General features: G+C 39.5%; 14 protein-coding genes. 9 read left to right on the forward strand and 5 right to left on the reverse strand.

The window, feature by feature from the left end; genetic code table 11:
• Window positions 1-53: 53 nt before the first annotated feature.
• Complete coding sequence (locus J9537_RS05535) at window positions 54-809, reverse strand: exodeoxyribonuclease III (protein ID WP_218257024.1); 756 nt, start codon at window positions 807-809, stop codon at window positions 54-56.
• Window positions 810-925: 116 nt separating this feature from the next.
• On the opposite strand from J9537_RS05535, the gene J9537_RS05540 reads away from it, so the two are divergent.
• Complete coding sequence (locus J9537_RS05540; protein ID WP_218257025.1) at window positions 926-1,837, forward strand: Gfo/Idh/MocA family protein; 912 nt, start codon at window positions 926-928, stop codon at window positions 1,835-1,837.
• Between the two features lie 85 nt (window positions 1,838-1,922).
• The gene (murB, locus tag J9537_RS05545) at window positions 1,923-2,831 is read left to right on the forward strand and encodes a UDP-N-acetylmuramate dehydrogenase (RefSeq protein WP_218257026.1); all 909 of its coding nucleotides are present in this window, start codon (window positions 1,923-1,925) and stop codon (window positions 2,829-2,831) included.
• A 45-nt stretch (window positions 2,832-2,876) separates the two neighbouring features.
• Here the strand turns inward: murB and J9537_RS05550 are convergent, their stop codons facing one another.
• Genes J9537_RS05550 through J9537_RS05565 form a run of 4 tightly spaced genes read right to left on the reverse strand, consistent with a single transcriptional unit; the run spans window position 2,877 to window position 5,760 of the window.
• On the reverse strand, window positions 2,877-3,500 hold the full coding sequence (locus J9537_RS05550) for an ECF transporter S component (protein WP_010746417.1): 624 nt from the start codon (window positions 3,498-3,500) through the stop codon (window positions 2,877-2,879).
• 3 nt (window positions 3,501-3,503) lie between these two features.
• Complete coding sequence (gene coaC / locus J9537_RS05555) at window positions 3,504-4,046, reverse strand: phosphopantothenoylcysteine decarboxylase (RefSeq protein WP_010746416.1); 543 nt, start codon at window positions 4,044-4,046, stop codon at window positions 3,504-3,506.
• Entirely contained in the window at window positions 4,043-4,768 is a 726-nt protein-coding gene (locus J9537_RS05560; RefSeq protein ID WP_218257027.1) for a phosphopantothenate--cysteine ligase, read from the reverse strand. Before J9537_RS05560 ends, coaC begins: the two co-directional genes overlap by 4 nt.
• Window positions 4,765-5,760, reverse strand: coding sequence for a YhdH/YhfP family quinone oxidoreductase (locus tag J9537_RS05565; protein ID WP_218257028.1), 996 nt, complete (start codon window positions 5,758-5,760; stop codon window positions 4,765-4,767). The genes J9537_RS05560 and J9537_RS05565 overlap by 4 nt, the downstream gene beginning before the upstream one ends.
• A gap of 501 nt (window positions 5,761-6,261) precedes the next feature.
• On the opposite strand from J9537_RS05565, the gene J9537_RS05570 reads away from it, so the two are divergent.
• The 7 genes from J9537_RS05570 to J9537_RS05600 all read left to right on the forward strand — a co-directional run bounded on the left by J9537_RS05570 (window position 6,262) and on the right by J9537_RS05600 (window position 13,535).
• Entirely contained in the window at window positions 6,262-6,804 is a 543-nt protein-coding gene (locus J9537_RS05570; RefSeq protein ID WP_010746413.1) for a helix-turn-helix domain-containing protein, read from the forward strand.
• A 21-nt stretch (window positions 6,805-6,825) separates the two neighbouring features.
• A complete protein-coding gene (locus J9537_RS05575; RefSeq protein WP_218257029.1) occupies window positions 6,826-7,914 on the forward strand; it encodes an ABC transporter ATP-binding protein in 1,089 nt (362 codons plus the stop codon).
• A 15-nt stretch (window positions 7,915-7,929) separates the two neighbouring features.
• Window positions 7,930-8,739 (forward strand): ABC transporter permease, encoded by an 810-nt coding sequence (locus J9537_RS05580; RefSeq protein ID WP_218257030.1) that lies wholly within the window; start codon window positions 7,930-7,932, stop codon window positions 8,737-8,739.
• Complete coding sequence (locus J9537_RS05585) at window positions 8,736-9,581, forward strand: ABC transporter permease (protein WP_010746410.1); 846 nt, start codon at window positions 8,736-8,738, stop codon at window positions 9,579-9,581. The genes J9537_RS05580 and J9537_RS05585 overlap by 4 nt, the downstream gene beginning before the upstream one ends.
• Entirely contained in the window at window positions 9,578-10,648 is a 1,071-nt protein-coding gene (locus J9537_RS05590) for an ABC transporter substrate-binding protein (RefSeq protein ID WP_218257031.1), read from the forward strand. Before J9537_RS05585 ends, J9537_RS05590 begins: the two co-directional genes overlap by 4 nt.
• Before the next feature lie 483 nt (window positions 10,649-11,131).
• The gene (locus J9537_RS05595; RefSeq protein WP_218257032.1) at window positions 11,132-12,244 is read left to right on the forward strand and encodes a hypothetical protein; all 1,113 of its coding nucleotides are present in this window, start codon (window positions 11,132-11,134) and stop codon (window positions 12,242-12,244) included.
• A 169-nt stretch (window positions 12,245-12,413) separates the two neighbouring features.
• Entirely contained in the window at window positions 12,414-13,535 is a 1,122-nt protein-coding gene (locus tag J9537_RS05600; protein WP_218257033.1) for an aminotransferase, read from the forward strand.
• Window positions 13,536-13,546: the final 11 nt, after the last annotated feature.

Here is a 13,546-nt window from a genome sequence, read left to right on the forward strand (position 1 = left end):
TTTACCATATTTTTTAGCAGGGCGAAAGTCCTACAGGTAAAGCTTCAAACTTTTTAAAGATTGATGTCTAATTCTACAGGACAGTGATCGCTGCCGAAAATATCGGTATGAATCTTGGCATCTTGCAATTTTTCTTTCAAGTCGTCAGAAACAACGAAATAATCGATTCGCCACCCAGCATTGTTCTTACGAGCATTGAAGCGATAGCTCCACCAAGAATAAATGCCTTCCTGATCTGGATAAAAGTGTCGGAAGGTATCGATATAGCCATTCTCTAATAAGATGCTAAATTTTTCACGCTCTTGTGGTGTAAAGCCAGCGTTTTTTTGATTGGTTTTCCAATTTTTTAAGTCAATATTCTCGTGAGCAACATTTAAGTCACCACAAAAAATGACAGGTTTGATTTCTTTCAAACCATTCAGATAAGCTAAAAAAGCTTCTTCCCAGGTCATACGATAGTCCAACCGTTTCAATTCGTTTTGTGAGTTCGGTGTATAGCAAGTGATGACGTAATATTCAGGATACTCAAGCGTGATGACGCGACCTTCTTGGTCATGTTCATCCACACCCAATCCATAAGTTACATTCATCGGTTCGTGCTTGGTGAAGATAGCCGTGCCAGAATAGCCTTTTTTCTCTGCATAATTCCAATATTCGTAATAGCCAGGCAAATCCATTTCGATTTGTCCAGCCTGTAATTTGGTCTCCTGCAGACAGAAAAAGTCGGCATCTAATTCATTAAAAACATCCATAAAATTCTTTTTCATCACGGCACGCAAGCCATTGACGTTCCAAGAAATTAATTTCACGATGCATTCCTCCATCCATATAAAGATGAGTTTATTGTAACGAAAAAAAAGGAGAAAGCAAAGGATACAAGTATTAATAATAACAAAAACTAAATCATAAAAAAGGGGTCTTAGTCATGAAAATCGGAGTTATCGGTATCGGAGGCATCGCCCAGAAGGCTTATTTGCCTACCTATGCGAAAATGCGCAAGGAAGCGACCTTTATTTTTGCGACTCGCAGAGAAGAAGTTCGGGAAAAAATAGCTCAAGAATACAACTTTGAGCATACAGTCGCAACAATTGATGAATTATTGGCAGAAAAAATTGATGCGTGCTTTATTCATGTGGCAACGAGTGTTCATTTTGAAATTGCCAAGCAATGTCTGAACGCAGGGGTTGCGGTTTTCATTGATAAGCCTGTTAGTGAGAAATTACAGGAGGTTCAAGAGCTCCAGCAGCTAGCGAAAGAAAAAGGACTTTTATTTATGGTGGGCTTCAATCGCCGCTTCGCACCAATGGTGGATCAGCTGAAACAGCTTCCGCAAAAAAAAGTTATTCATTTGGAAAAGAATGAACCGAATCATGCGATGAATACACAATATGGCATCTATGATTTGTTTATTCATTTAGTGGATACAGCAGTGTTTTTATTAGATGATGAGGTCATGAAGGTTCATTCTAAAATTCGGGAAGAAAAGGGCCAAATGACGTATGCGCAACTATTGCTTTCAACACCAACGACAGAATGTATTCTTTCAATGGATTTGCAAAGCGGGGGAAAAATGGAACGTTACCAAGTAAGTTCTCCTAAAGAAACGATGGTTTTAGAGCAATTGACAGATTTGACGATTAAACGAGGACAAACAGAAGAGGTACATCGGTTTGGCGATTGGATTACAACGCTTGAAAAGCGCGGGTTTGAACAATTAGTAACTACTTTCATTGCGGCGTTGAATGGCGAAAATGTAGATTTACGTCAAGAAGACGTACTATTGAGTCATGAGCTTTGTGAGCAAATGTTGAAGCAACACATTCGCTACCAGCTATAAGGGGTGGTAAGTTTTTTTCCCGCATGCTAAAATAGCAAGGATGTTTGAAAAATTTACCCGTATCGAACGAGAAAGGCTTATCAAAGTGAAAACAACAGAATTAACGAACGCATTACCAAATTTGAAAATCCTTTTGGATGAACCCTTAATGAATTATACCTTTACAAAAACCGGCGGACCTGTGGACGCTCTAGCATTTCCTAAAGATAACGAAGAAGTGAAGGCGTTGGTAGACTATTGTCGCGGAAATGATATCCCATGGATCGTTTTAGGGAACGCCAGCAATCTGATTGTCAAAGATGGCGGAATCCGTGGTGTGGTAATCATGCTGACAGATATGACGACGATTCGCGTGGAAGAAGACACCATTACTGCACAAGCCGGAGCGAAATTAATTGATACAACGTATGTCGCCTTGGATCATTCCTTGACAGGTTTTGAATTTGCTTGCGGTATTCCGGGAAGTATTGGTGGGGCAGTATTCATGAATGCCGGAGCGTATGATGGTCAATTAGAAGATGTTTTTGAATCTGTCGACGTATTATTAGCTGATGGCACCTTTGAAACCTGGCACAAAGATCAGATGAACTTTTCTTACCGTCACTCTGCGATTCAGGATCAGCCAGCGATCGTATTAAGTGCTAACTTTAAGTTGGCTCCTGGCGATCATGGACAAATCGAGAAACGAATGACGGAGCTGACGGAATTGCGCGAGTTGAAACAGCCACTGGAATATCCCTCATGCGGCAGTGTCTTTAAACGGCCAGTTGGACATTTTACTGGAAAATTGATCCAAGATGCTGGTTTGCAGGGCTTGGTTTGGGGCGGTGCACAAATCTCTGAGAAGCATGCAGGGTTTATCGTCAATATCAATCATGCAACAGCGACTGATTATATTGAGTTGATTGCACATATCCAGCAAACGATCAAAGAAAAATTTGATGTAACGTTGGAAACGGAAGTTCGGATTCTTGGTGAAGATCCAAAAAAATAAAAAATGTTGGATAGAAATCGAAAATGATTTCTATCCAACATTTTTTTATTTTTTCATAAGTCGTAAAAGAACCGCGCAAACCGCCGTTGTTGCGATACCAGCTACGATGGCTTCAACCAATCCACTCCCGAAAATAATCCCTAAAATGACACCATAAACAGCATTAGCGGTTACCTGCAAGACATTGGCATAGCTGTCTTTAAAGAAGAAAAAGATCAGGTTCATAACTAAAATGGTATTGGTCATCGATCCGGCTAGACCGGCAATGAACAGACTGACTGGCCGTGCCTTTTGTTTCAAAAGGCGATGAAGCCCTTTGTAGACAAAGTAGGGAACGACACCGATTAAAATACGAGGAATAATAGCCACAATTATCGCGCGCCAATCCCCTTGGTTCGTCAACGGATTTGCGATAAATGGAGAAAAGACAAAGGACATCGGTGTGATAATCACCGTCGCTCTAGCCAAACTGATGATTCCAAAAACAGTTCCTAAGCCGGCACCGATGCGTGGCCCTAAAACGATGGATGCAATAATGACTGGAATATGCATCGTCGTCGCATTTATCGGACCAATAGGAATAAAGCCAAGTGGAGTGACCGCTAAAATAATCATGATTGCTAAAAACATCGCGGTCAAAGTAAAGCTCTTTACATTTTTCTCTTTCATTTGTTACTCCTTCAATTTTGAATTTACGATATGCACGATATCTGCAACATTGGCCAAGGCACCTCGGCCGTAATCACCACAAGCCAGTAAAGCTTCTCTAGGTTCAACTTCTTGATAGCCAACTTCTTTTAATGTTGCAAGGTTTCGTTGAACGATCGGGTTTTGATACATATAAGTGTTCATTGCCGGAGCGATAATTTTCGGTGTATCTGGCAGTAGAGCCAAGGCAACGGTGGACAATAAATCATCAGCAATTCCATTGGCTAATTTTCCGATTGTATTGGCGGAAGCAGGGGCCACTAAAAATAAATCGGCTTCTTTAGCTAACGCAATATGATTGATCAAAGCGGCATCTGGTTCTTCCATAACATCCAGATGAACACGCCGATGGGACAGTGATTGAATCGTTAACGGTGTGATAAATTCAGTACTGCTTTTTGTCATCACTACGTCCAATTTATAACCCATTTTCGTTAGCTCATTCGTGATATCGGCTGCTTTATAAGCAGAGATACTGCCGCTGACACCTAATAGGATGGTCTTCATTTTGCTTCCTCCAATTCCATGACTTCATGTTTGATTAGTTCCGCGATTTCTGTCTTCGTATGTGCTTCTTTAACCTTGTGCTGTTTGTTGATGAGATAACCGTGGTGCTTTTCCCCACGAATCTCAGCTAAATCATTCGCTAAAATAAAATCAGCTTGATTCTTTTTGAGACTTTCCTTTGCCACATTTAACAGTTCAATCATCGGCACATCCACCAATAGTTTAAACCCAACTAAAATCGTCTGCGGCTGTAGTTTTTTAATCAAGGAAATTATTTTTGGTGTTTTCTTTAAGACTACTACCAAATGATCAGTGTCTGAAGAGATCTTCTTCTCCGTTCGCTCGTTGGCAATAGTTACTAAGGCACTTGATAAATCCTTCGGCTGTGTCGCAACTGCCGCTTCTAGGTCTTCAAGCGTTACTGAGCTTTCAGGAGTGAAATCACTGACAGCCATACTATGAATTACGGCATCATACGTATTTTCAGACATTAATTCTTTCAGTGTTCGTTCTAAGTCAGCGGTTGATTCGATGTAATAGGGATGAATCGTTTTGCCTTCTGGTTTCATTGCGTGACGAGTAGTGATCATATCGATCACGGCATCCTCTTTTGCAAAGCTTTCAGCAATTGCCTTGCCTAATTTTCCACTAGAGTGGTTAGTAATCGCGCGCACATCATCAATTTTTTCTGAGGTGCCGCCTGAAGTTATCAGGATTCTCACTTGTTTTTTCCTCCTAAAGCGACAATGGTACGGCCTACATGCGTTCCGGCCAATAAATTGTCTGCGGTCTCTTGTACTTGATCAAGTTCGACTTGTTGGACGTTAATCGTGTCTGAAAGAGCCCATTCGTTTGCCATTTTAGCCCAAAGCTTTTGGCGTTGTTCCATCGATGCTTCTACAGAGTCGATGCCTAATAAGTTAACACCACGTAAAATAAAAGGCAAGACAGTTGTATTCAGTTTGATCCCGCCAGCATTTCCACAAAGCGCTAAGCTTCCTCCGTAGTTCACAAAAGGAAGAACCTGTGCTAGTGTATCGCCGCCAACAGTGTCTACTACAAAATCAAAAAGCTGTTTGTTTAACGGACGACTTTTTTCAGGAAATAACTCCGCAGGTGATAAGACAGAAGTGGCACCTACTTCCATTAAATAATTCTTCCGGTCATCCTTGCGACTCAAGGCAATAATTTCCGCACAGCCGATTTGTTTGAGGAAGTGTAAAGCAAAACCCCCAACGCCACCTGTTGCCCCCGTGACAAGTACGCGACTATTTTTATTTAATCCATGTGCCTGCAATGCGTCTACTGCTAATGCTGCGGTAAATCCAGCTGTTCCGAAGGTCATGGCTTGTTTAGCAGATAAATTCTTCGGTCGTTTGATTACCCATGAAGCAGGAACAACTTGCAAATCACTCAAGCCGCCATCTTGTTTGACGCCTAAGCCATAGCCAGTTACTAAAACTTCCTCATTAACAGTAAAGCGTTCATCCTTCGACTCAATAATTTTTCCCGCCAAGTCGATCCCAGGAGTCATGGGATAATCTCTTAGCACGCCTGTGTTGGCCTTTGTCGCTAGAGCATCTTTATAGTTGATCCCAGAATAGTGAACGTCGATTAGTACCTCATTGTCTTCAATCTCAGGTTTTGAAAAACTTTGGATCTCCGTGTGTAGCGTTTCATCGTTGACTACACGTAAACGGCGATATTCAGTCATGGTTCATCCTCCTAGTTCTATTGTAATCTCTTATCAGAAATGACTCCGTAATTGCTAAACTTCTCATACATTTATATTTTTGATGAACGGTGAAAAATCGGACTCGCAGCTAGCTCATAGTAAGGAAAGAATTTTTTGAAGTGCATAAAAAATACAAGGATCTTTATACGCATACCATTCTGCTAGACAGATCATTTGATGTATAGATGTGCATATTAATTGATTTCAAGCCTAGTAATCCGTGAAAAGCAAAACTCGCAGATTCGGTTACTATTATCTTAGCGGAAATGAAAGAAAATGCAACTTTCTTTTCTCTATCATTTCCATAAAACTATCCTAAGAAAATGGGGTTAAATACTTGATTTTTAGTAAAAAGTTCGTATACTTGAGTGGTGCTATTAAACAATAAGTTTACTATTAGCAAACATCATTAGAATTTTCCTAGGGCTGAGATTCGGTCCTATTTTTCTGGAGAAATGATTATAAAGAGGGAGTGAGACCATGGAGATTGGTGAGAAGTTGCGTAATTTGCGAATTCAGAAAAATTTAACACAAGAAGAGTTAGGGGAACGAACCGATTTATCCAAGGGCTACATCTCTCAATTAGAGCGTGACCTGAGTTCTCCTTCAATGGAGACTTTTTTTGATATTTTAGAGGTTTTAGGGGTGACGCCAGCTGAATTTTTCAAGCAAAAAACGGGTGATCAGAAGATTGTCTATAAAGAAGAGGACACTACTTTTTATAGTGATGAAGAACATGGCTACCACATTAAATGGCTGATTCCTGAATCCAATGAAAAGGAAATGGAGCCGATCTTATTAACCCTGGATAAAAAAGGTCAGTATAAGCAATTTACACCTTCGTTATCAGAAACCTTTATCTATGTTTTAGAGGGCAAGGTTGCTTTGCAGTTTGGTGAAACGTTGTATGAAGCGGAAAAAGGCGAGAGTATTTACTATGAAGCGAGTAAACCGCATCGTTTACAAAATCAGGCGTCAGGGGTCAGTAAAGTACTGATCGTCGCTACAGAATCTTATTTATAAAAAACTCATTAGGAGGAAGTCATGGCAAACACAATTATTTCATTTAAAGACGTAATTAAACAATACGACGAAGATGATCCCGTATTGAAAAAAATAAATTTTGATATCGAAGAAGGTCGTTTTTATACATTATTAGGTCCTTCAGGCTGTGGAAAAACGACAATTTTAAGAATTATCGCCGGTTTTACAGACGTAAGTGAAGGCGATATTTTTTTTGAGGGAAAACGAATGAATGACATTCCGGCAAATAAACGCCAAGTCAACACGGTTTTTCAGGATTACGCATTGTTTCCTCACATGAATGTTTTTGAAAACGTCGCTTTTGGATTAAAAATCAAGAAATTGTCCAAAAAGGAAATTGAAAAGAAAGTTTTAGAAGCCTTGAAGCTTGTTCAATTGCCAGGCTATGAGAATCGTGAAATTACTGAAATGTCTGGAGGCCAGCGTCAGCGGGTGGCGATCGCCCGTGCCATTGTGAATGAGCCGAAGATTCTTTTATTGGATGAACCATTGTCTGCTTTGGATTTGAAATTGCGAACAGATATGCAATATGAATTACGTGCCTTGCAAAAACGCTTGGGCATTACTTTTATCTTTGTCACACATGATCAAGAAGAGGCTCTGGCTATGAGTGATGAGATCTTTGTTATGAATAAAGGCAAGATTGTTCAAAGCGGGACCCCGGTTGATATCTATGATGAACCAATCAATCATTTTGTTGCAGATTTTGTTGGTGAAAGTAACATCGTTGCAGGTGAGATGGTGGAAGACAACTTAGTTAAATTTGTCGGTAAAACCTTTGAATGTGTTGATGGCGGTATGCGTCCGAATGAACCAGTAGAAGTAGTGCTGCGTCCAGAAGATTTATCATTGACCACACCAGAAAACGGCAAGTTAGTTGTTACAGTTGATACCCAGCTTTTCCGCGGGGTTCATTATGAAATGAACTGTATTGATGCGGATGGGAATGAATGGATGGTCCATTCTACTAAGAAAGCCAAGAAGGGCAGCAAGGTCGGCTTGTCCTTCGAACCAGAAGATATTCATGTTATGCGGTTTAATGAGAGTGAAGAAGATTTTGAAGCGCGTTTAGAGAGCTATGAAGATTAAGGAGGGGATGGAGCAATGAAAAATATACGTCGATTTTATTCCATTCCTTATTTCTTTTGGTTGGTGTTTTTCGTTATTGCACCGGTAATTCTAATCGTGTATCAATCGTTTTTTGATATGAACGGTCATTTTACGTTAAGCAATTACCACACGTATTTAACTTCGAAAACGTACTTGATGATGACGGTGAATTCTGTGTTGTTTGCTTTTTTGATTACGTTAATGACATTGTTGATCAGTTATCCAACGGCCTATTTCTTGTCTAAATTGAAGCATCGTCAACTCTTACTATTGCTAGTGGTTTTGCCAACATGGATCAACTTGTTACTGAAGGCCTACGCGTTTATCGGTATCTTCAGCGCGAATGGCTCGGTGAATGATTTTCTTAGTTTCATTGGAATCGGCCAGAAGCAGCTATTGTTTACCGATTTTAGTTTCATGTTTGTCGCAGCGTATATCGAGCTGCCCTTTATGATCATGCCGATTTTTAATGCCTTGGAGGAAATCAATCCTTCATTAATTAGCGCAAGTCGGGATCTAGGCGCGAATAATTTCGACACCTTTCGTCGTGTCATTTTCCCGCTTTCTTTAAATGGGGTAAAAAGTGGTGTACAGGCTGTTTTCATTCCGTCACTATCCCTTTTCATGCTGACACGTCTGATCGGCGGGAATCGCGTGATTACACTTGGAACTGCAATAGAAGAGCATTTCCTAGTAACTCAAAATTGGGGCATGGGCTCAACAATAGGTGTTATTTTGATTGTTGCAATGTTCATTGTGATGATGCTGACTGGCGAAAAACGTAAGGGAGGTCGAGTGAAGTGAGAAGAAGTAAATTTTCTTGGGCAAATATCTACTTGATTTTTGTATTTATTCTGCTGTATATTCCGATTTTCTATTTAATCTTTTATTCCTTTAATCAAGGCGGCAATATGAGCACTTTCACTGGATTCACATGGGAACATTATCAAAATTTGTTCTCTGATCGTCGTTTGATCAGTATCGTTGTTCAAACGTTTGTGCTAGCCTTTCTATCCGCACTTTTAGCAACCATCATCGGCACTTTCGGAGCAATGGGCATTTATTATACACGGAAACGTAACTCACGTAATGTTCTTTTAGGGCTGAATAATATTTTAATGGTATCGCCGGATGTCATTATCGGGGCTAGCTTTTTGATTCTGTTTACAATGCTGGGTGGTGTTCTGAAGAACTTTCAATTAGGCTTTGTTAGCGTTCTGCTTTCACATATCGCCTTCAGCATTCCGATCGTGGTATTAATGGTATTGCCTAAGTTAAAAGAGATGAATGATTCAATGATCGATGCAGCTCGAGATTTGGGTGCGAACAATTTTCAGGTTTTATCCAATATCATCTTGCCATTTTTGACGCCGGGAATTATCGCCGGCTATTTCATGGCCTTTACTTATTCATTGGACGATTTTGCAGTGACGTTCTTTGTTACTGGCAACGGCTTTACGACGCTCTCTGTTGAAATATACTCGCGAGCACGGCAAGGAATTAGTTTAGAAATCAATGCCTTGTCTACCTTGGTCTTCATCTTCTCTCTATTATTAGTGGTTGGCTATTACTTCATTAGTCGAGATACCTCTAAAAAGGCTCGAAAACGTAAACGCGAATTTGAGGAGGTGGCGGTACTGAAATGAGAAAATTACAATCACTTTTTATCGGTGTTGTCGCCATCATTTTGCTGCTGACTTTTTTAGTGGTGCGGTTGAATCATTCATCGAATGCAAGCTCAAAAGTATTGAACATTTATAACTGGGGCGACTATATTGATCCAGAATTGATCAAACAATTCGAAAAGGAATATGGCTACAAGGTCAATTACGAAACCTTCGATTCAAACGAAGCGATGGAAGCCAAGATCAAACAGGGCGGAACAGCGTATGATATTGCGATCCCTAGTGAATATATGATCCAAAAAATGAAGAAGGAAAAGCTCTTGCTGTCGTTGGATCATTCAAAGATTCAAGGATTAGAGAATATAGATCCGCGTTTTCTAGATTTGGATTTTGATCGTGATAATACCTATTCGATTCCATATTTCTGGGGAACATTGGGCATCGTTTATAATGATAAATTTGTTTCTGGGGACGAGATTCAGCATTGGAACGACTTATGGCGACCAGAATTGAAGAATAATATTATGCTAATCGATGGCGCTAGAGAAGTGATGGGTCTATCGCTTACGACACTTGGCTATTCGATCAATAGTAAAGACATGACGCAATTAAATCAAGCAATCAAAAAATTGAGCAGCCTAACGCCAAATGTTAAGGCGATCGTTGCCGATGAGATTAAAATGTATATGGCGAATGAGGAAAGTGCTGTGGCAGTGACCTTTTCTGGAGAAGCCGCTGATATGATGTCAGAAAATGAACATCTTCATTATGTTATTCCACCTGAAGGTTCCAATCTTTGGTTTGATAATATCGTGATCCCTAAAACATCGAAGAATCAAGAAGGGGCGTATGATTTTATCAACTTCATGTTGAAGCCTGAAGTCGCTAAACAAAATGCTGAATATATTGGTTATTCAACGCCCAATAAAAAAGCATTGGCGATGCTGCCAAAAAGTATCTCTGGGGATAAGCAGTTCTACCCAGACAATGAAACGATTAGTCATTTGGAGGTCTATAAAGATTTAGGACCAGAATATTTAGGGATTTACAATGATTTGTATTTGGAGTTTAAGATGTATAGGAAATAAAAGGCGGCTTGCGAGCTGCCTTTTATACTATTTTTTATAATATACTAGCGAATGAAATTAAGAGCTGATGGAATTACCATAATAAGTAGTAAGACTATTCATGCAAAGCCAAAAGATTTTGATATGAAAAGATTGTCTGATTTTGGAGTGCTCAAATTCTTTGTAGAATGAGTATGATAACAGAAAAAATATATCTATAAAACAAAAAAATTATAAAAGCCAAAAAGATTATAAAATTATCTTTTTGGCTTTTTTTTATTGTTTTTTTCAGAAGGTTTCACGTTTTTTTTCTTCTGAACTGTCAACTTATTTAGGTGTTATTCGAAGATTTATTTATTCTTTTTCTGTTTATTGCAGTTATGGCTTTTGGCAATGTTATATAGGATCAATCACATTATTTTTTATAAAAAATTTGGATGCGCAAAACGTTGCTTTTCAGGCAAAATAGTTTTTAAGAAAACGCATTCAAAAGGAGCGGATGAAATGGAAAGCAAACCACTTACACAGCGTCAATTACTAACAATGAAGAGAGCCAACATTGAAGTGAAAGTAAAGAAATTTTGGGAAGCGACAAAAAATGTTGATCTTGTGACAGAGTACATTGTTGCGCTTATTGTGAGAAACGCGTTAGTGGTAAGTGATTTTTCTTTCCCTTGTCCAGAAGTGGTTCAAGAACTGCTTTTCCATGCAGAACCAAGTGATGTCGTGAGAAAGTTTTGTCCTTTTTTGAAAGATTATGTGGAAGAGTCAGAATGGGAAAAGGTCATTTCTCGTCTGTTTAAAAGTAAGAAGGAGTATTTTAAGGAAACCAAGACGATGTGTCTTTATGACAGCTATTTGAAAAATAGAGGAACTGCCGTGCTTGAAGAGCACTATGAGAGTTATATTATGGTGGCCCACTTTGACGATGCGAATGGCAAAAAGCATACGTTTCGTATGAGAGACGTGGATGGTCGCAATACACTTGCAGAAAACCAGCGTATTTTGAGAATATTTAACTCCTTCACTATTTTTGAAAAAGATGGGGTGCGTCGTTTTGCGAAATTCTTAGACTGTAAATGTACAGGGACGACAGTCATCTATTCTTCACGAGCAGCGAAGAAGAAATCACCGGAGGAGTCTGTCAAAAATAAGGAAACTACTATAGAAAAAAGCCCGTCAGAATCAACAGTAACTGGGGATTTCTTTGAAGAAGTGAATTTAGAATCCATGACAAAAAGCGAACTGATTATACTGATTAAAGGAATCTTCAAAGAAGTGGAAGCTGCTGTACAGGCGGAACAGTTAGAAATAATGGGTGATACTGATGAATTATGGTCTGACGATTCTAGCTCAAAGCATCTTGCACAAATGAATGCGAGGAATATAGAGGAAACCAAACTAGATAGTACAGGTGATACTCAGCAGGGAACACTATCTACGATGATGCGAACTGAAGAGAAGTTGCGTGTACCCGTAGTGGCTGGAGCGATGAATGAGAAAAGTACTGATAAGCAAAGTAAATCCCCAACCACTGAGACAAGTTCGTCCAAAAAAATAAATAAGAAGACACGTAATCTTATAAAGAATTTTAATTCAAGTAAAAAGAAGCGTTGATTATTAGAGGATAGGGTTTATTTTCAATGCTTATTTGATTCGTACCGATTTTTAACATGTGCTAGGAATCAGAGAGAATTCCCTCTAGCTACTTCCAAACTCATCAACTATAATTAACGAATAACTATTCACAGGTACGGATTCAATGAGTGTTGGGAGGAGAAACTAAATGAAAATAGCACCATTTAAAGTAGAACTCTGGATGAATGAGCACGAGGAGAAGGCGATCTATAATACAGGAGAAACTTGCGTTGACTCAATCAGTATGGATGAATTGTTTGAAATTGCCGGATTGGATAAACAAGAAGTGTTGAATGAACTGACACAAAAGCGTTTGACTTATGGGCATATTTTCGGCAACCCACGTTTCAAGCAAGGGATTGCTTCACTGTATCAAACGATTCAAGAAGAGGATATCACAACGACGCATGGTGCGATCGGAGCCAATCATTTAGTCCTTTATTCACTGGTCGAGCCAGAGGATGAAGTGGTCGCTGTTTTACCGACGTATCAACAGTTATATTCGATTCCAGAGTCTTTTCATGCAACTGTGAAGCAGCATGTGTTGACACCAGAAAATAATTTTTTACCGGATATAGAGGAAGTTAGAAGTTTAGTCAGTCAAAAAACAAAGCTGATCATTATAAATAATCCGAACAATCCCTCTGGTTCTTTGATGAATCGAAAGATGTTAGAAGAAATCATCGCTATTGCTGAAGATGTGGGAGCGTACATTCTTTCAGATGAGACATATCGCGGATTGACTCAGGCTGAGGTGGAAAGTCCATCGATCGCTGATTTGTATGACAAAGGAATCAGTGTTAGCAGCATGTCTAAGGTGTGGTCTTTAGCCGGTCTGCGCTTGGGCTGGATAGCAACGAAAAATAAAGAAGCGATGGAGCAATGTTTGCTTCATCGTGACCACAATACGATCAGCTGCGGAATGATTGATGAAGAGTTGGCGGCGATTGCTTTGGAGAATAAGGATAAGATTTTAGCGAGAAATCAGCAGATCATTCGAGAAAATCTGAGAATTTTAGATGAATGGATAGCGAAGGAACCTCATATCACATATGTCAAACCTCAAGCGGGAACGGTCACATTGCTTTATTATGATTTTGATCGTTCAAGCAGAGAGCTCTGTCTTGATTTAATCAACAATTATGGCTTGCTGTTTACTCCGGGGGATTGTTTTGAGTTTGAATCCTGTGTTCGAATCGGTTATGGCTGCAGTACGGAGGAGTTAATAGCTGGCTTGAATAAGTTCTCTGAGTATTTAGCAACTGTATGATTTATAAAAGT

Source organism: Enterococcus raffinosus (genome assembly GCF_019175485.1).
In the GTDB taxonomy this organism is placed as follows: Bacteria; Bacillota; Bacilli; order Lactobacillales; family Enterococcaceae; genus Enterococcus_A; species Enterococcus_A raffinosus.